Below are 19754 nucleotides of genomic sequence, written 5' to 3'. Positions count from 1 at the left end.
CATAAGAAGATTACGAATACAAACATGAAAAAACACACAGCTTTATTTTTAGTAGCAGCGGCATTGGGTTTAGCTAAACCGGCTTTTGCCCAATACCCTGAAGTGCCGGAGAAGGTTAAAGCAGAGAGTGAAGCTTTGATGAAAGAGGCTACCCGTCGTTCAGATTCAGCATGGGCGGTTGCCCTGCCCATTATCCAGGCCGATCAGCGCCGCGGTAAAGTATACGTACCATGGGCCGCGCGCCCAACAGATTTGCCGCAGGCTAAGATCCCGGCTTTCCCGGGTGCCGAAGGTGGTGGTAAATTTACCTTTGGCGGTCGTGGCGGTAAGGTATATGTAGTTACCAGTTTGGCTGATAATGGCCCGGGTACTTTGCGCGAAGCCTGCGAAAAAGGCGGTGCACGTATCGTAGTATTTAATGTGGCAGGTATTATCCGCATCAAAACACCGATAATCGTGAGGGCTCCGTACATTACCATTGAAGGCCAAACTGCTCCGGGCGATGGTGTTTGTATCGCCGGCGAATCATTTTGGGTGAATACACATGATGTTGTGATCCGCTATATGCGTTTCCGCCGCGGTGAAACCAATGTTGGCCGCCGTGATGATGCTTTGGGTGGTAACCCGGTAGGTAACATCATTGCCGATCACGTATCAGCAAGCTGGGGACTGGACGAAAATTTTTCGATGTACCGCCACATGTTTGATCCGGGCGATGGCTCGAAAGAAGAGAAACTGGGTACTGTGAATATCACTATCCAAAACTGTATCTATTCTGAGTCGCTTGATTACTGGAATCACGCTTTCGGTTCAACAACTGGCGGCGAAAACAGCTCATTGATGCGTAACCTTTGGGCAGATAATACCGGCCGTAACCCTTCAGTTGGCTGGAATGGCGTATATAACTTTGTAAACAACGTGGTATTTAACTGGCACCACCGTTCAATGGATGGCGGCGATTATACTACCAATTACAACGTGATCAATAACTACTTTAAACCAGGTCCGGTTACGCCTAAAGACGAACCTGTTGGTCACCGCATCCTGAAACCGGAATCGGGCAGGAGCAAATTGAAGGAAAAGGTATTCGGTCGTGTTTATGCATCCGGCAATATTATGGAAGGTTATCCCGAAGTTACTAAAGATGCATGGAACGGCGGTATCCAGGTTGAAGGCCCGGGCGGTAAAGAATTACCTGATGCCGGCCAGTATAAGGATTACATGAAATCAGACGTTCCGTTCCCGATGCCTCCGATGACTATCCTATCGGCAAAAGATGCCTTTAAATTTGTTATAGCCAATGCCGGTGCAACATTACCAAAACGCGACCCGGTAGATGTGCGCATCACCGAGCAGGTACGTACAGGAAAGATCACTTATAAAAACATGGAAACCGATACTGCTTACCAGTTTAAAGTGCGTAAATTACCTAAAGACTCATATAAGCTGGGTATCATCACTGCCCCATGGCAGGTGGGGGGGTATCCCGAGTATAAAGGTACACCGTATAAAGACTCGGATAACGACGGCTTGCCGGATGATTGGGAACTGGCTCACGGCCTGAACCCTAAAGATGGCAAAGACTCGGCCCTGCCTGCAAAAAATGGCGGTGGTTATACCAATATCGAAGTATATTTAAATACAGTAGCCGCTAAAGGCGAAAAGAAACTGGCTTCGTTAAAATAATATTGACACTATAATGCGGGGATTGAGGTTTAACAGGATTTATTTTTTGGTTGGTTTAATGACTGGGGGGATGCTTTTGCATACCCCCTTATTTGCACAGGATAAAAAGAAAGTTCCTAAACCGCAGCCGCCTGTTGCTGCAGATAAAAACGGCAAATTGAACTATGTGGCAGCTCCAAACGGAGATCGCATTCCTGATTATTCCTACTGCGGATACATGGCTTCCGAAAAGCCTATCCCATTTGTGCCTGTAAAAGTTATAGTGCCTGTAAAAACAGGTGATGCCACGCTAAGGATCCAGGCCGCTTTAGATTATGTGGCTGGTTTACCCGCCGATAAGGATGGTTTTCGCGGAGCGGTATTGCTTAATAAAGGTGTATACCAGGTAAATGGTAACCTTAAAATTAAAGCTTCAGGCATTGTTTTGCGCGGAAGCGGGATGGCTGCCAATGGTACAACACTCCTTGCCACCGGAACCGACAGGGAAACTTTTATTCATGTTACCGGTAAAAGCGACCGGCAAACATCCAAAGAAATTAAAATTACCGATGCTTACGTACCGGTAAATGCCAATACCCTGCACATTGCCGATGGCGCAGGTATTAAAACAGGCGATATGGTTTTGATCCATCGCCCAAGTACACAAGTCTGGATCAGTACGATCAAAACAGACCATTTTGGTGGAGACCTTACCGCGCTTGCCTGGAAACCTGGCGAGCGTGACATTTACTGGGACCGCAAGGTAACAGTAATAGATGGCAATACCATAACCCTTGATGCGCCTTTAACAACAGCATTAGATACTACTTACGGCGGTGGTTTAATAGCCTCGTACCAATGGCCCGGAAGAATTGCGCAAGTAGGGATCGAAAATTTAAAATTACAATCAGCTTTTGATGCTGCAAATCCTAAAGATGAAGCACATCGCTGGATGGCTGTCACCATGGAAAACGTGAGCGATGCCTGGGTTCGCCAGGTAACATTTGAGCATTTTGCGGGTTCGGCGGTATTTGTTGGTACTACCGGTAACCGCGTTACGGTTGAGGATTGTAAATCGCTTGCACCTGTTTCTGAAATAGGAGGGCAGCGCCGTAACACCTTTCTGACCATGGGCGGGCAAAATCTTTTTCAGCGACTATATTCCGAGCAGGGTTTTCATGATTTTGCTACCGGGTATTGTGCGCCGGGGCCAAACGCTTTTGTGCAATGTATGTCGGTAGGTTCGCTAAGTTTCAGCGGAGGTATCGATAGCTGGGCATCCGGTGTTTTGTTTGATATCGCTAATATCGATGGGCAGCCCCTAAGTTACATGAACCGCGGACAGGATGGACAGGGTGCCGGATGGAGCGCCGCTAACAGCATGTTTTGGAATTGTACCGCAGCCCGCGTGGATTGCTACCAGCCGCCAACCGCCCAAAACTGGGCTTTTGGTACCTGGGCCCAATTTGCCGGCGATGGCTACTGGAGCACACCAAACAGCACCATTTCTCCAAGAAGTTTCTACTATACCCAACTGGCTAACCGGCTTAACAAAGATGTAACTAAACAGGCTGATATCCTGTACCCTGCTACCGAACCATCAAGCAGTCCTACGGTTGAGCAAGCCGCCGAATTAATGGCCGCTGCACGCAAACCTGCTTTTACCATGAGCGATTGGATAGATCAATCGCCCAAAAGAAATTCTATCAGTATTTCATCGGTAAACGCCAAATCTATTGATGAAATAGGATATAAACGCCCGGCGGTTGTTGCATTGGCACCTAAGATGACCGTTACCAACGGCTGGCTAACCCGTGGCAATGTCGTTTTAACAGGCCGGCATTTTGAAACGCCTTGGTGGAGCGGCACTGTGCATCCTGATTACACCGAAAAGGAAGCCAAACCCGCCATCAGTCGTTGGGTACCGGGACAAACCGGTACCGGTTTAACCGATGACCTGAATGCCGTAACCGACTGGATGCAGAAAGATAATATCATCGTTTTTGAGCATAACTATGGCTTGTGGTATGACCGCCGCCGCGATGATCATGAACGGATCCGCCGCATGGACGGCGATGTTTGGGCTCCCTTTTATGAACTCCCCTTTGCCCGTAGTGGTAAACAGTTGGCTTACGATGGTTTAAGCAAATACGATTTAACAAAATACAATACCTGGTACTGGAACCGCCTGAAACAATTTGCCGATCTGGCAGATCAGAAAGGCCTGGTGCTGGTCCATCAAAACTATTTTCAGCACAACATTATTGAGGCTGGTGCACATTATACCGATTTTCCATGGCGCACGGCAAACAATATTAACGGCACGGGTTTCCCCGAGCCTGTACCTTACGCCGGCGATAAGCGCCAGTTTATGGCCGAACAGTTTTATGACGAAACCGACCCGGCAAGGCGTAAGTTGCACATTGCCTACATCAATAAATGTATGGACAACTTCGCCGGTAATAGCGGGGTGATCCAGCAGATCGGAGCCGAGTTTACCGGTCCGCTGCATTTTATGAAGTTTTGGGTAGAGACGATTAAACAATGGGAAACCACGCATAAAAAGAAACAGATCATTGGGTTAAGCGCCACCAGGGATGTGCAGGATGCTATTCTTGCCAACCCCGCAACAGCTTCGGTTATTAATGTTATAGATATCCGCTACTGGTATTACCAGGCTAACGGAACAGCGTACGAACCCATCGGTGGTCAAAGCCTGGCGCCACGCCAGCAGGCCCGGATCTTCAAACCAAAAGCAGCATCATTTGAACAGGTTTATCGCGCGGTACATGAGTATCGTACCAAATACCCGGATAAAACAGTGCTTTATTCTGCCGATGGTTATGATCATTTTGGCTGGGCGGTATTTATAGCCGGCGGATCGTTACCTGTATTGCCTGCGGGTATCAACAAAGCTTTCCTGACTGATGCAAGTAGCATGAAACCAATTGACCTGCCCGGTTCGCCTAAAGACCAATGGGCTTTGGTTTCATCAAAAGGGTATATTGTTTACAGTAATGGCGGCGGTATCCATCTTGATTTATCGGCAGGTATCACCTACAAAGCACAATGGATAGATCCTAAAACCGGTGAGCTTTTACCTGGTACTGAAACGATAAAAGGTGCTGCCAATACAGAGATTAAAGGAAAAGGTGCTGCTATTTTGTGGTTGAGCCGTAATTGATATCGCGCACGGTCAAGCGTCCACGCTTGAGTGTTGACTTAATAGGAGCGTCTACGCTCCCATAAAACGAATGGAATGTAAGCGTGGACGCTTACTTCGGGTATAGTTCAAGCGAAGGACGCTTGAACTGGCAATATTTTAATTTAGGGAAAATGTCATTTCGATAGAGCAAAGGGGGGGGGCTGAGCGCAGGGGCGAAAGAGAAACCTTATACGCCATTCAAATTTGTAATGGATGTTGTAAAGCGGGTTGCAAAAGATTTCTCCTCACGCAACCGCACATTCCCAATTGTTCGTCGAAATGACAGCCGGTTTTTGATTTTTACTATATGATGCTTAAAAAATCTACCATACTAATTGCCATTGCCTGTTTGTTTTTTGCATTCAAAAACAACGAAGAAATGCCGCGCTTAAGCATATCCACCAACCACCGCTATTTCATGGCCGGCGATAAGCCATTTTTTTGGCTGGGCGATACCGGCTGGTTGTTATTCTCCAAATTGAAAAGAGAAGAAGCCGAACAATACCTTGATATCCGCAGTAAACAAGGCTTTAATGTGATCCAGGTGATGGTGGTGCACAGCATTAAAGAAACCAATGCCTATGGTGACTCGGCCCTGAGCAACAAAAATATTGCTCAACCTAAAACAACTCCAGGCAACACTTTCGGTAAAGGAAACGAGTACGATTATTGGGATCACATTGACTGGATCATCACCAAAGCTGCAGAAAAGGGATTATATGTAGCACTGGTACCCGTGTGGGGATCGGTTGTGAAAGAGAGCCACATTGGTGCAGAAAAAGCGAAAGCATACGCTGAATTTTTAGCCAAAAGATATCATGACCGTCCAAATGTGATCTGGATGAATGGCGGTGACATCGCCGGTTCCGATTCATTGAAAACCTGGAATGCTATTGGTAATACGCTGCATGATGTGGATGGAACACACCTCATTACCTATCATCCCCGCGGGCGTACACAATCATCAAAATGGTTCCATAATGAAAGCTGGTTAGATTTTAATTGTTTTCAGTCGGGCCATCGCACCTATGCGCAGGATACCTCAAAAAAGGATCTGAAGTATGGCGAAGACAATTGGCGCTATGTACAAACGGATTACAATCTGTCACCCGCAAAACCAACCCTTGACGCCGAGCCATCTTACGAAAAAATCCCTTACGGATTACATAACATCAAATTACCCCGCTGGACGGCTGCCGATGTAAGGCGCTATGGTTACTGGTCGGTTTTTGCAGGGGCTTGCGGATATACATACGGGGATAACGATGTAATGCAAATGCACAAGTCAACCGATAAAGGCAGCGCTTATGGTTCTAAAGGATACTGGTATAATTCAATTAATGATCCGGGAGCTAAACAGATGATCTACCTGAAAAAACTCATGCTGTCGCGCCCGTATTTGGAGCGTGTACCCGACCAATCATTAATTGCCGGTAACAATGGTACAAGATATAACAGATTGATAGCCACCCGGGGTAAAAACTATGTTTTTGTATATACCTATACCGGCAGGGAGATCAATATCAATGCTGATAAACTGGAAGGTACAAAACTGAAAGCATCGTGGTATAACCCGCGCAACGGGCAAACTACTGCTATCGGAACGTTCGCGAAAGCTAAAACAATCAAATTTAAACCACCCGGCAAAGTATCTAATGGTAACGACTGGGTACTCATTCTTGACGCTATATAAAGTGAAAAGGACTATTAAACATATCTGCTTATTGTTGGCTATTGCATTGATGTTTTCATGTAAGGCAAGTAAAAGCGTGTACCTTTTTACATCGTTTCATGAGCCTGCCAATGAAGGTTTGCGCTTTTTGTACGGCTACGATGCTTATCACTGGAATGCTATTGACCACATCTTCATTAAACCCGAAGTCGGCGATGCAAAGATCATGCGCGACCCATCCATCGCTCAGGGACCTGATGGTACATATCATTTGGTATGGACAACCGGCTGGAAAAATGATAAAGGTATCGGTTATGCCAGCTCAAAAGACCTGATCCATTGGTCGGCCGAAGAGCATATTGAGGTGATGGGCAACGAGCCTACCGCTGTAAATGCCTGGGCTCCCGAATTATTTTATGACGACGAAGCCAAAGATTTTATCATTGTTTGGGCTTCTACCGTGCCATTCAGGTTTCCGAAAGGACAGGAGGATGAAAACAATAACCACCGTCTGTATTACACCCGGACTAAAGATTTTAAAACATTCAGTCCCTCAAAGCTTTTCCTTGATCCGAGTTTCAGCGTAATTGATGCTGAGATCGTGAAGCGGGCCAAAAATGATTATGTGCTGGTGATGAAGGATAATACCCGGCCTAACCGCAATATCCTGGTAGCGTTCAGCAATAATCCGCTGGGGCCATATAGCAACTATACCCCGCGATTTACCGAGCCTTTCAGTGAAGGCCCGGGCATGACCAAAGCAGGTGATAACTGGTTGATCTATTATGATTCGTACCGGTTAAAAAGATATGGCGCTATGCGCACAACCGACTTTAAAACCTTTACAGATCTGGCCGATAGCGTAAACGTACCGGTAGGGCACAAACACGGTACCATATTTAAAGTTACCAAAAAACAGCTTGGACAGCTTTTACAGGCAGCCGGGCAAACCAAAGCAACTAAACATGAATAAGTTCATCATCATATTGTTTTTTATGTCGATGGGATGCATTGCCAGGGCACAGGATACCGTGCATTACAGCGGCAATACCATAGCTAATGTCGATTACCATCACGGGCAATTAACCCCGGTGATAGGTGTGCACAGCAAACAGATCTTCAGGGCTAACCGCGAGCACCCGGAACTGGCCGAGGGCTTCGGCTTTACTTACAATCATGCGCCCATGCTGGCTTACTGGAACAACACTTTTTATGTTGAATACCTGAGCGATAAGGTAGGTGAAAGTGTACCGCCGGGCCAAACCCTGCTCATGACTTCAAAAGATGGCGAAGTATGGTCAAAGCCTTCCGTAGTTTTCCCTCAGTATAAAATACCAGATGGCACTACTAAAGAAGGGCATCCCGGTGTGGCGAAAGACCTGTATTCGGTGATGCACCAGCGGATGGGCTTTTATACCTCCAAATCAAAACGCCTGTTGGTACTGGGTTTTTATGGCATTTGTTTAGATGGGCATGACGACCCGAATGATGGATTGGGCATTGGCCGGGTAGTGCGGGAGGTATTACCAAATGGCAAATTCGGGCCGATTTATTTTATCCACTACAACCCAAAATGGAACGAAAAGAATACCTCATATCCTTTTTATAAAAAGAGCAAAGACAAAGGTTTTGTGCAGGCCTGCGATGAGTTGATGGCCAACCCGCTGATGATGATGCAATGGGTGGAGGAAACGGATAAAAAAGACCCGCTGATCCCGCTGCATAAAGATTATAAGGCTTTTAACTTTTATCACCTGTCCGATGGCCGGGTTGTTGGTTTATGGAAATATGCGCTTACTGCTATCAGTACCGATAACGGCAAAACATGGCCAATCAATGCCAGCCGCGCCCCCCGGTTTGTAAATGCCAATGCCAAGATCTGGGGGCAGCGTACATCCGACGGTAAATATGTTACCGTGTACAACCCTTCAGAGTTCAGGTGGCCGCTGGCGTTGTCTGTTAGTAAAGACGGATTGGACTATACCAACCTGCTGCTGGTTAACGGCGAGATTTCGACCATGCGTTATGGCGGGGCCTATAAATCATATGGCCCGCAATATGTTCGCGGTATTGAAGAGGGCAATGGTATCCCCCCGGATGGGAAACTTTGGGTTACCTACAGCATGAACAAGGAGGATATCTGGGTGTCATCTATCCCGGTACCAATTACCGAAAAAGCAGATGCGCATGCCAGCGAGGTTTTTAACCAACTCCCAGTTGGTAAAGAGCTGGAGAAATGGAACACTTACAGCCCGCAATGGGCACCTGCAGGTATCGACAAAACCCCCGATGGTGAACGCGTGTTAACATTAAAAGATAGCGATCCCTTTGATTTTGCCAAAGCCGAGCGGGTTGTACCTGTTTCAAAAAAATTAATGACCGATTTTACCCTCACTGCCGGGCAAAACAACACCGGTATGCTGGATATCGAATTTCAGGATGAAAAAGGTACTGCTGCCATCAGGCTTACGCTTGATTCGGCAGGGGAGTTCCGTACCAAGGCCGGGTACCGCAACAAAAATTTCATGAAATATGAGGCCGGTATCCAATATCACGTGGTAATAAAGCTAAATACCGATACCCGCTTTTACACTGTGAATGTAAACGGCAAGGATGTGCTTACCGGCCTGTTTTTTACGCCGGTGCTGAGTGTAAACCGGGTGGTATTCCGTACCGGCGATATCAGAAGGTTCCCGGATGCCGACACGCCTACCGATCAGGATTTTGACCGGCCAAACGCCGGGGAAGCCGCTAAGCAAGCCGTTTTCTATATCAAATCATTTAAAACAAGTAATTACTAATGATACCGCGCCTGATAAAATATTGTTGGTTGACGATCTGCCTGTTAAGCCCCGGGATTGCCGGGGCCCAGGTTGTTTTGCCCAAAGTATTGGGTAACAATATGGTATTGCAGCGTAATACGCTTGTACCCGTTTGGGGTACTGCATCACCGGGTGAAAAGGTTACGGTAAAGTTCAGTAAGCAAATAAAAACAACCACGGCCGATGCATCAGGTAAATGGATGGTAAAACTTGACGCGATGCCGGCATCTGCCAAACCATCAATATTGACTATATCAGGTACCAACACTATCCAACTGCAAAATATACTGGTGGGCGAGGTGTGGCTTTGCTCGGGCCAGTCAAACATGCAATACGAGATGCGCAAGAACAGCAAGGTGAAAAAGCCGGACACCAGCACCGCAAATTCACCGGTTGATGAACTTGAACGCGCACACAACCCGCAGATCAGGATTTTCCTCGTTACGCAGAAAAATCTACTTAAGCCCGATTCAACGCATTCGGGATGGAGTGTGGCCGAAGATTCGGCTTTGAGAGCTTTTTCAGCAGCAGGATACTTCTTTGCTAAAAACTTGCAGCATGACCTGAAAGTGCCGGTGGGCATTATTTCATCGGCAGTAAGCGGCAGCAGGATTGAGCCCTGGGTATCGCAGGAAGGTTTCGATGCTATCTCATATTTCAAGGCAAACAATATTAAAATTGATGGCGATCCCGGTAAGTTTTATGCCAAAATGATTGAGCCGGTTGCGCCTTATGCACTCAAAGGTTTTTTATGGTACCAGGGCGAAAGCAATTGCTTTTTAGGCGAAACCATCAGCTATACCTACAAAATGGAGGCGCTCATCAACAACTGGCGCAAACTCTGGGGCGATAAAACACTGCCATTTTATTACGTGCAGATAGCGCCATATTATTATACCCAGGGAAAAGGCCCGGTAACCTATACGCCATTCACCGAACCCGAATTGCGCGAAGCCCAGGCCGCTGCCCTGCAAATTCCGCATACAGGTATGATCATTACTACTGATCTGAACGATGATCTTAAAAATATCCACCCGCCATTTAAATGGGAAATAGGCAGGAGGCTTGAGCTGCAGGCACTGGCCAATACCTATAAACAAAAGGTGGTTTTTTCGGGTCCGGTATACAAAAGCATGAAAATAAGCGGCGATAAGATCATCCTGGAGTTTGATCATGTAGGTGCCGGGTTGGTAAGCCATGATGGTAAACCGCTCACTGATTTCACTATTGCCGGAGCCGATGGGAATTTTGGCGCTGCCGAGGCCACAATAAAAGGAAATACGGTTGAAGTTTCAGCCCAGTCGGTTGCCAAACCTGCCGCCGCGCGCTTTGCCTGGTCGGAATCTGCACAGCCCAATTTTTATAATAAGGATGGTTTGCCTGCCGCGCCCTTCCGTACAGATAACCCACTGAAATTTACTTTAACTGCTAACTGAATATACTAATGAGATCTGCCTGCTTTAAAATATGGATTGCTTTACTTTTTGTTATCAATTGGTCGGTAACCCAGGCCCAGGAAACACAAAAGCTATTCCTGTCGGGTACAGGGAGCGATCATACCGTAAACTGGCAGTTTTTCTGCACCGCGGGTAATAACTCCGGCAAATGGACAACCATCCCGGTACCCTCAAACTGGGAATTTCAGGGCTTTGGCAAATATAATTACGGGCTTGCAAAGGATAGTTTAAGAGGCAAGGAACAGGGACTTTATAAATACGAGTTCAATATACCCGCGTCATGGCAGGGCAAGGCTATCAATATTGTTTTTGATGGCTCCATGACCGATACCGAGGTGAAGCTGAACGGCAAGTCGGCCGGGCCAATCCACCAGGGATCGTTTTATCGTTTCAAGTATGATGTAGGCGCTCTGCTTAACTACGGCAAATCAAATCTATTAGAGGTAACCGTATCCAAACATTCGGCCAATGCATCGGTAAACGCCGCCGAGCGTAAAGGTGATTTCTGGATCTTCGGCGGGATTTTCAGGCCGGTATTTTTGGAGGCTGCGCCTAAATCGCACATCAGCTATTATGCTGTTGATGCCAAAGCCAATGGTAATTTAAAAGCCCAACTGAAACTGACATCTGTAAAAAACGGCACCGTAACAGGCCAGGTGTATACTTTGGCAGGACAAAAGTTCGGTGCTCCGTTTTCTGTGAAGGTTAACGGTGGTGATACCGTTGCCAATATCAGTACGCATATTGCTTCGCCAAAATTATGGTCGCCGGAGTTTCCCAACCTGTATAATGTGGTGTTTACGCTAAGTGAAAACGGCAAGCCCATTCATACGGTAAAACAACGCATTGGCTTTCGTACGGTTGAGTTAAGGGAGCATGATGGTATTTACGTAAATAACGCAAAGATCAAATTTAAAGGGGTAAACCGTCATTCGTTTTGGCCAACCACAGGCAGGGCGCTAAATAAAAAAGTAAGCATCGGGGATGTTCAGCTCATGAAGGATATGAACATGAACGCGGTGCGTATGTCGCATTACCCGCCCGACGATCATTTCCTGGATGTATGCGACTCGTTAGGCCTTTTTGTGTTGGATGAGCTCACCGGCTGGCACCATGCCTATGACGATGTAGTCGGTTCAAAACTAACAAAAGAGCTTATCGAAAAAGATATCAATCATCCATCCATTGTGATATGGGACAATGGCAACGAGGGCGGTTTCAACTTTAACCTCGATCATTGGTTTGATGAGCTGGATCTTCAAAAACGTCCGCTGATCCATCCCTGGGGGATCTTCCGCGGAACAAATACCCAGCATTATATCAATTACGACTACGGTACTAACACGGGCATCAATGGCCATGATATATTTTTCCCGACGGAGTTTTTACACGGCTTGTACGATGGTGGCGCAGGTGCAGGGCTGGACGATTTCTGGAAACAGATGTGGCATACCCCGATTTCGGCCGGTGGTTTTATCTGGGATTTTGCCGATGAAGCTGTTGTTCGTACCGATAAAAACGGGGAGCTTGACACCGACGGCGACCACGGCCCTGACGGTATTGTAGGCCCATATCACGAAAAGGAAGGTAGCTACTATGCTATTAAAGAGATCTGGAGCCCGGTTTATCTCGAACCCCGTGAAATAACACCGGCGTTTAACGGTACCTTGCGTTTAGAGAACAGGTACTCCTATACTAATCTGAAACAATGTACCTTCAGCTATAAGCTGGATATGCTCAACGGTGCTGGTCAGGCTGCGAAAACAGGCGTTATTGCTTCGCCGGATGTTGCGCCGGGCCAATACGGAAATTTGCAATTACAATTACCTAAAGACTGGCAAAATTTCGATGTGTTGTATGTATCAGCTTTTGATGTAAACAAGCATGAACTGTTTACCTGGAGTTTCCCGGTTAATGATCATGATAAGATCACCAACCGCATCATTACCAAAACAGGCGGAAGCAAAGCTGTAATTACCGAAACGGATTCGCTGTACAAGGTAAAAACCGGCAACGGGATCGAACTGGCTTTTAACCGCAACTCGGGCATCTTGGTTAGTGTGAAAAATGTTAAGGGCGATATCCCTTTTAACAATGGCCCGGTGCTGGTTGAAGGGCAGGATCAAACAGGTTTTGAAAAGCTCACCTATCATTACGAAGGCGATAACCTGGTGGTTGAAGGAGTATTCCCACCCAAAAAATCCGAGCCTTTATTGAAGTGGACGATCTACCCATCGGGCTGGGTACAGCTTGATGTTAAATACTGGCCAATCGGCGAAGATGCCACCTTAATGGGCGTCAATTTCTCCTTCCCCGAAAAAGACATCAAAGGTGTTACCTATATGGGCGATGGCCCGTACCGGGTATGGAAAAACCGCATGAAGGGCACGTCGCTGGGGATATGGGATAAAACGTATAACAATACTATAACCGGGCAAGGCAAGGTTGTTTATCCCGAATTTAAGGGCTATTACTCCAACCTGTACTGGATGAAATTGCAAACTACCGGGCAGCCGGTAACCATTGTTTGCAACAGCCGGGACGTTTTTATGCGCCTGTTTACGCCGGCAAACCCTGCAAAGGTTTACAATACGGCCCCGGCCTTCCCGTTGGGAGATATTTCGTTTATGCATGGCATAACGCCTATCGGCACCAAATCGCAAAAGCCTGAAAAGTTGGGTCCCGGCGGGCAAAAGAACCAATATTTTAATTATGACAGGAATATAGAAGACGCGCTTTCGCTAAACCTGTATTTCGACTTTTCGGGTAAATAATCAATGAGAAGGTTGGTCGCACATATCAGTTTAGCTGCAGCGGTTATTTTAACCTGCCTGGACAATTGCTATGCGGATGCCCGTATCGGTTTGCAAAACCTGAAATGCGAAATGCTCAATAATCCTTTAGGCATCGGCACCAGTAAACCACGATTAAGCTGGCAAATCACCAGCGACGTCCGGAACACCAACCAGGTAGCCTATCAAATTTTAGTGGCCTCAACTGCCGGAAAACTAATAGCAGGGCAGGGTGATCTGTGGGATTCGCACAAAGTAAATTCGGCAGAATCCATCATGATCAATTACATGGGCAAGTCATTGGAGAGCCGCGCGGTATGTTATTGGAAAGTTAAGGTTTGGACAAATAACGGCGTAAGCACCTGGAGCAAACCTGCGATGTGGAGCGTGGGGCTTTTAAATCCGACCGACTGGAAAGCCAAATGGATAGGCTGTGACCGGGGTTTTGCATGGGATAGTGTTTCCAAGTTTTCACGCCTTTCGGCCCGGTATTATCGCCGCGGGTTTGATTTGAAATCAGGTATAAAAAGAGCAACGGTTTATATTGTTGGCTTAGGTCACTACGAATTGTATGTAAATGGGCAAATCATCGGTGATCAGGTTTTAGCCGAAGCACCTACCGACTATACCCAATCGGTTAAATACAACACTTTTGATGTTACCGGTTACCTTAAGCAAGGTGATAATGCCATCGGAACAGTATTGGGCAATGGGCGCTATTTTACCATGCGACCAAAATACAAGCCTAAAAAAATCAAGGAATTTGGATTTCCTAAAATGCTGCTGCAACTGGAGGTTGAATATGCAGACGGAACAAGGCAAATTATCCTAAGCGATAATAACTGGCATTTTACAGCCGACGGCCCCATCCGAACCAACAATGAATATGATGGCGAGGAATATGATGCTACTAAAGAATTTTCAGGATGGAACCGTCCGGGTTTTGATGATAGCCAGTGGCTTAAAGCCGAACTGGTGCCGGCGCCCGGCGGCAAGCTTGATGCGCAGATGAATGAGCCGATCAGGGTGATGGATACCATCAAACCTATCAATATAACTCAGCTCAAAAAAGACGTATGGGTCCTGGATCTGGGCCAAAATATGGCGGGCTGGCTCCAGATGCGTGTAAAAGGAAACCGGGGAGATAAAGTGACGCTTCGTTATGCCGAGACATTACAGCCCAATAATGAACTTTATGTGGCTAACCTTCGCGACGCTAAAGTGACAGATGTGTATACAATGAAAGGTGGGGTTGAAGAAATCTGGCACCCTGTATTTGTATATCACGGATTCCGGTATGTAGAGATCAGCGGTTATCCGGGGAAACCTGAATTAGCTGATTTTGAGGGACAGGTGGTTTATGATGCCTTGCCGACTATAGGCCGCTTTGAAACATCTAACGCTATCGTTAACAAGATCTATCACAATGCCTATTGGGGGGTCCTGAGCAATTACAAAGGCATGCCTGTAGATTGCCCTCAGCGTAACGAACGGATGCCCTGGCTGGGTGATAGAGCAGTAGGTTCGCTTGGTGAAAGTTTTGTTTTTGCCAATGGCAATTTCTACGCTAAATGGCTGGATGATATAGCGCAATCGCAAACGCCGGATGGTGCTATCCCTGATGTGGCGCCCGCCTACTGGAATTATTACAGCGATAACATGACCTGGCCCGGTACTTATATCCTGGTAGCTGATATGCTTTATCGCCAGTTTGCCGATAAAGCGCCAATCGAAAAACATTATGCCTCCATGAAAAAATGGATGGACTACATGCGTGTCAAATACATGAAAAACAACATCGTCACCAAAGATAAATACGGTGATTGGTGCGTACCGCCCGAATCATTGGAGCTGATCCACGCCAAAGATCCTTCATTGAATACCGATGGGCAACTGATTGCCACGGCCTATTATTATCATTTATCCGGTCTGATGGAAAAGTTTGCTGCAATGCTGCACAAACCGGCTGATGTACAGTTTTTTGCTACCATGAAACAGAATGTCTGCAAGGCATTTAATGATAAATACTTTGATAAAACTACATCGAAATACAGCAACAATACAGTTACGGCCAACCTGTTACCATTGTATTTCGGCATCACTCCGTCTGCCAATAAACAAGCGGTGTTTAAAAACATAGTGGCTAAGATCAATGAGGCACATGATCATATCAGTACAGGTGTTATCGGCACCCAATGGCTTATGCGCGGGCTTACTGAATTTGGCCGGCCCGATCTGGCCTGGAAAATAGCGTCTAACACCACGTATCCAAGCTGGGGCTACATGGCCGACAGGGGTGCTACCACCATCTGGGAGTTATGGAATGGCGATACGGCCAACCCGGCCATGAACTCCCGTAACCATATTATGCTTTTGGGAGATCTTATCGCCTGGTTTTACCAGGACATAGCCGGGATAAAAACGGTTAATGCCGGCTTTAAGCAATTGGTTATGCAACCGGCGATTATCAAAGGGCTGGATAGTGTTAACGCTTCGTACCAAACCGCATATGGCCTTGTGAAAAGTAATTATACCAATACTAAAGGCAGTTTTAACTGGCGTGTTACTATACCGTCGAACAGTTCGGCGCTGGTTTATGTGCCGGCAAAAGCTATGGATGAAGTAACCGAAAGCGGGAAGAAGGTATCAGCCATAAAAGACATTAAAGCGATAAAGATAGAGAGCGGGAGAGCGGTGCTGAGCATCGGTTCGGGTGATTATGATTTTGAAGTAAAATATTAAAGCAACATCGATATGAAAAAACTAAACATGGCGGGTGCTATGCTGATAGCCTTACTATCACTGTCAGGCACGTTGAAAGCCCAGGAGCAACAGGTGGCTAAAACAACTCTATCTCCCGAAGCACAGGCTAAAGCCGATGCCGAGGTTAATAAAAAAGCTACCGACTGGGTGGCCTCCTTGTCGCTTACCGACACAGCTAAGGCCACCCGCGTAAAAAATATAATCGCAACCCATCTTAAAGCCATCCGCGACTGGAACAACAGCCATTCTTATGAGTCAGTTCCGGCGGGCATCGATCCGGCAACAGGTAAGGTATTAAGCACTATGGACAGGCAGATCATCATTAATTCGTCCCTGCCAAAATCGGTGCATGAAAACCTGATGGCCGGATTACATGCTGATTTAACTGAAGAACAGGTTGAAGTCGTGCTTGATAAATACACCATCGGCAAAGTGGCCTTTACGCTGGCCGGTTATAAAGCGATTGTTCCGGATCTGACGCCGGTTGAAGAAGCCACAATTCTCGCTAACCTGAAGCAAGCCCGCGAACAGGCTGTCGATTTTAAAAACATCAAACAGGTATCAGCCATATTCGAAATCTACAAAACCAAAAACGAACAATACCTTAACAGCAACGGCCGTAACTGGCACAAGCTATACGGCGATTATACCAAAGCCATCATCGCTAAAAAGGCTGCTGATAAGGCAGTAAAGGATAAAGCCGTTACTCAAAAATAATTTACCATGTTAAAAAAGATGTTATTCACCAGTGCGGTAAGCTACTTATTCATGATTAATGCTTTTGCCCAAAATCCATGGCGTAAGGGGATTGTGAAAGACGAGTTTATATACGATAAAGCGCCGTACCCCGAATGTCACGCGGCAACCATTGCGGAAACACCAAGCGGCCTTGTGGCATCATGGTTTGGCGGCACCAAGGAGCGCAATCCCGATGTATGTATCTGGGTAAGCCGCTTTATTAACGGCAAATGGACAGAGGGTATCAATGTAGCTAATGGTATCCAAAATGACACCTTACGCTACGCCTGCTGGAACCCCGTATTGTACCAGGTACCCAAAGGCGAATTGCAACTTTACTACAAAATAGGCCCAAGCCCGGCAAAATGGAAAGGTTTTGTAAAAACATCTAAAGATGGCGGCATCACCTGGTCGGAGCAAAAGGCTTTGCCCGAGGGTTTTTTAGGCCCAATCAAAAACAAACCGGTATTACTTAAAAATGGTACGCTGTTAAGTCCGGTGAGTACCGAGGGAAAAGCCTGGCAGGTGCATTTTGAAGCGACTAAAGATTTCGGCAAAAACTGGACGATGATCGGCCCTATCAGCGACGGTAAAGATTTGAAGGCGATACAGCCAAGTATTTTAATTTATAAAGATGGCAGGCTACAGGCGCTTTGCCGCAGTCAGAACAGGGCTATATTAAGCACATGGTCAAAAGATGGCGGGCAAACATGGTCGCCGTTGGAGAAGACCAACCTGCCAAATAACAACTCCGGTACCGACGCGGTAACCTTGAAAGACGGCAGGCAGTTATTGGTTTATAACCATGTTTTACCACCGGGAAACCTGGCAAAGGGCGCACGTACGCCATTGAATGTGGCTGTTTCTAAAGATGGCGTTACGTGGTATGCCGCGTCAATCCTGGAGGATTCACCTATCAGCCAGTATTCTTATCCATCGGTTATTCAAACTTCGGATGGTATGGTGCATGTGGTTTACACCTGGCGCAGGCAAAAAATAAAGCATGTGGTTATTGATCCTTCAAAATTGGAATTGAAGGAAATAAAAGATGGTGTTTGGCCTAAGGTGGATGGTTATACGCCGCCAGTGGCAACTGGTGAAACTAAGGATTTGTAATTAAAAAGCGTCATTGCGAGGTACGAAGCAATCCCAAACTGTACAGGGCGGCCTTGCTAATCGGGGATTGCTTCGTACCTCGCAATGACGCTCTTAAAATTGCATCAAGAAAAATAAAACAATGAAAAAACTGATCTACATACTGATAACCTGCCTCACAGCCATGAGTTTTGCCGCCAGTGCGCAGCAAACTACTGATGCCATGTACAGGAAAACCCTGAAGGAGGTACTTGATGAGGTACAGGGCAAATACCACGTAAAGATCAAATACATCGCTGCCCAGGTTGAGGGTAAATGGGTTAATTATGCCCAATGGCGGTTCAGGCCAAACGTGGATACCACACTGGCCAACATCCTTACCCCGCTTGATCTGAAAGTAAACAAAGAAGCCCCCGGTCGGTATAAACTCAAAGAATATGAATATTTCCGCTGGTCGGTAAGCGATGGCTGGAAAGAGCTTGACAGGATAGCCGCCCAATACCATGACCGTGACAGTTGGGAACAACGTAAGGCAATATTAAAGCCGGAACTTTATAAAGCTTTGGAACTGTCGCCTCTGCCTGCTAAACCTGCCTCCAAACCTATCATTACAGCCATGCGCATCTTTGACGGCTATTCGGTTGAAAACATCGCTATTGAAATTTTACCCGGTTTATATATTAACGGTTCCTTATACAAACCGCTGAAAATAAAAGGAAAGATCCCGGTGATCTTAAGTCCCGACGGGCATTGGGAACACCAGCGTTACCGTGCCGATTGCCAGATCCGTTGCGCATCGCTGGCGCGGATGGGTGCGATGGCCTACAGCTATGACCTGTTTGCCTGGGGCGAATCCCTGCTGCAATTTAAAGATGAAGATCACCGCCGTAGCCTGGCGCAAACCATCCAGGCACTTGGCGCTATCCGGATTCTGGATTATGTGCTCTCGCTTAAGGGAACCGACCCTGAACGCGTAGGCATTAGCGGCGGTTCGGGCGGCGGGAGCCATACTGTTTTGATGACCGCCATGGATGACCGCATTAAACTAAGCGCCCCGGTGGTATCGGTGTCATCTTATTTTTACGGCGGATGCCCTTGTGAAAGTGGTATGCCCATCCACCAATGCGGCAATGGAACAGACAACGTAGAACTGGCGGCCATGGCAGCGCCCCGGCCTCAACTCCTGATTTCCGACGGGCAGGATTGGACAGCCAATATGCCTGAGCATGATTTTCCCTATCTCCAAAAAATGTATGGCTATTACAGTGCCACTGATAAAGTAGAGAATGTGCACCTGCCTAACGAAGGGCATGATTTCGGGCCCTCAAAAAGGGCTGCGCTATATGCTTTTATCGCTAAAAACTTTCACCTCGATATCAATAAAATAAAAGATAGTAAAGGCGGCTTCGATGATCAGAAAGTGACCATCGAAAAAGAACAGGCAATGTATGTATTCGGCAATAAAGGCGAAAAACTCCCGACTAATGCCATAAAGGGGTTTGATCAATTGGAAAAAGTATTTGCACAGGCAACAAAAAAATAAGT

The 19754-nt window shown here is 46.7% G+C and carries 11 protein-coding genes; all 11 read left to right on the top strand.

The genetic code is table 11. From position 1 onward, the window contains the following. The first annotated feature begins 24 nt into the window (after window positions 1–24). The 11 genes from SNE26_RS15620 to SNE26_RS15570 all read left to right on the top strand — a co-directional run bounded on the left by SNE26_RS15620 (window position 25) and on the right by SNE26_RS15570 (window position 19752). Window positions 25–1686, top strand: coding sequence for a polysaccharide lyase (locus tag SNE26_RS15620; protein WP_321554870.1), 1662 nt, complete (start codon window positions 25–27; stop codon window positions 1684–1686). Window positions 1687–1756: 70 nt separating this feature from the next. Further along, entirely contained in the window at window positions 1757–4849 is a 3093-nt protein-coding gene (locus SNE26_RS15615) for a DUF6298 domain-containing protein (protein WP_321554869.1), read from the top strand. A gap of 328 nt (window positions 4850–5177) precedes the next feature. Then, window positions 5178–6563: a glycoside hydrolase family 140 protein gene (locus tag SNE26_RS15610; protein WP_321554868.1), complete on the top strand. Its 1386-nt coding sequence runs from the start codon at window positions 5178–5180 to the stop codon at window positions 6561–6563. A 1-nt stretch (window position 6564) separates the two neighbouring features. Then, window positions 6565–7515 (top strand): glycoside hydrolase family 43 protein, encoded by a 951-nt coding sequence (locus tag SNE26_RS15605; RefSeq protein WP_321554867.1) that lies wholly within the window; start codon window positions 6565–6567, stop codon window positions 7513–7515. Next, complete coding sequence (locus SNE26_RS15600) at window positions 7508–9343, top strand: six-hairpin glycosidase (RefSeq protein ID WP_321554866.1); 1836 nt, start codon at window positions 7508–7510, stop codon at window positions 9341–9343. The genes SNE26_RS15605 and SNE26_RS15600 overlap by 8 nt, the downstream gene beginning before the upstream one ends. Then, window positions 9343–10800, top strand: a complete 1458-nt coding sequence (locus tag SNE26_RS15595) for a sialate O-acetylesterase (RefSeq protein ID WP_321554865.1) — start codon at window positions 9343–9345, stop codon at window positions 10798–10800. Before SNE26_RS15600 ends, SNE26_RS15595 begins: the two co-directional genes overlap by 1 nt. An 8-nt stretch (window positions 10801–10808) precedes the next feature. Beyond that, window positions 10809–13595: a glycoside hydrolase family 2 TIM barrel-domain containing protein gene (locus SNE26_RS15590; protein WP_321554864.1), complete on the top strand. Its 2787-nt coding sequence runs from the start codon at window positions 10809–10811 to the stop codon at window positions 13593–13595. Window positions 13596–13598: 3 nt separating this feature from the next. After that, window positions 13599–16355: a family 78 glycoside hydrolase catalytic domain gene (locus tag SNE26_RS15585; protein ID WP_321554863.1), complete on the top strand. Its 2757-nt coding sequence runs from the start codon at window positions 13599–13601 to the stop codon at window positions 16353–16355. Between the two features lie 12 nt (window positions 16356–16367). Beyond that, the gene (locus SNE26_RS15580) at window positions 16368–17093 is read left to right on the top strand and encodes a DUF3826 domain-containing protein (RefSeq protein WP_321554862.1); all 726 of its coding nucleotides are present in this window, start codon (window positions 16368–16370) and stop codon (window positions 17091–17093) included. 6 nt (window positions 17094–17099) lie between these two features. After that, window positions 17100–18230, top strand: coding sequence for a sialidase family protein (locus tag SNE26_RS15575; RefSeq protein ID WP_321554861.1), 1131 nt, complete (start codon window positions 17100–17102; stop codon window positions 18228–18230). Window positions 18231–18351: 121 nt separating this feature from the next. Continuing rightward, on the top strand, window positions 18352–19752 hold the full coding sequence (locus SNE26_RS15570; protein WP_321554860.1) for an acetylxylan esterase: 1401 nt from the start codon (window positions 18352–18354) through the stop codon (window positions 19750–19752). Window positions 19753–19754 lie beyond the last annotated feature (2 nt).

This window comes from Mucilaginibacter sp. cycad4 (assembly GCF_034263275.1).
Classification (GTDB): Bacteria; Bacteroidota; Bacteroidia; order Sphingobacteriales; family Sphingobacteriaceae; genus Mucilaginibacter.
The sequence above is the reverse complement of the archived record's forward strand: the minus strand, read 5'-3'. Positions and strand labels throughout refer to the sequence as shown.

Bases quoted from the DNA above. Each gene is read 5' to 3' on its own strand.
- SNE26_RS15615 (WP_321554869.1), top strand. From the start codon at position 1,757: ATGCTTTTGCATACCCCCTTATTTGCACAGGATAAAAAGAAAGTTCCT.
- SNE26_RS15595 (WP_321554865.1), top strand. From the start codon at position 9,343: ATGATACCGCGCCTGATAAAATATTGTTGGTTGACGATCTGCCTGTTA.
- SNE26_RS15575 (WP_321554861.1), top strand. From the start codon at position 17,100: ATGTTAAAAAAGATGTTATTCACCAGTGCGGTAAGCTACTTATTCATG.
- SNE26_RS15590 (WP_321554864.1), top strand. From the start codon at position 10,809: ATGAGATCTGCCTGCTTTAAAATATGGATTGCTTTACTTTTTGTTATC.
- SNE26_RS15580 (WP_321554862.1), top strand. From the start codon at position 16,368: ATGAAAAAACTAAACATGGCGGGTGCTATGCTGATAGCCTTACTATCA.
- SNE26_RS15600 (WP_321554866.1), top strand. From the start codon at position 7,508: ATGAATAAGTTCATCATCATATTGTTTTTTATGTCGATGGGATGCATT.
- SNE26_RS15570 (WP_321554860.1), top strand. From the start codon at position 18,352: ATGAAAAAACTGATCTACATACTGATAACCTGCCTCACAGCCATGAGT.
- SNE26_RS15610 (WP_321554868.1), top strand. From the start codon at position 5,178: ATGATGCTTAAAAAATCTACCATACTAATTGCCATTGCCTGTTTGTTT.
- SNE26_RS15585 (WP_321554863.1), top strand. From the start codon at position 13,599: ATGAGAAGGTTGGTCGCACATATCAGTTTAGCTGCAGCGGTTATTTTA.
- SNE26_RS15620 (WP_321554870.1), top strand. From the start codon at position 25: ATGAAAAAACACACAGCTTTATTTTTAGTAGCAGCGGCATTGGGTTTA.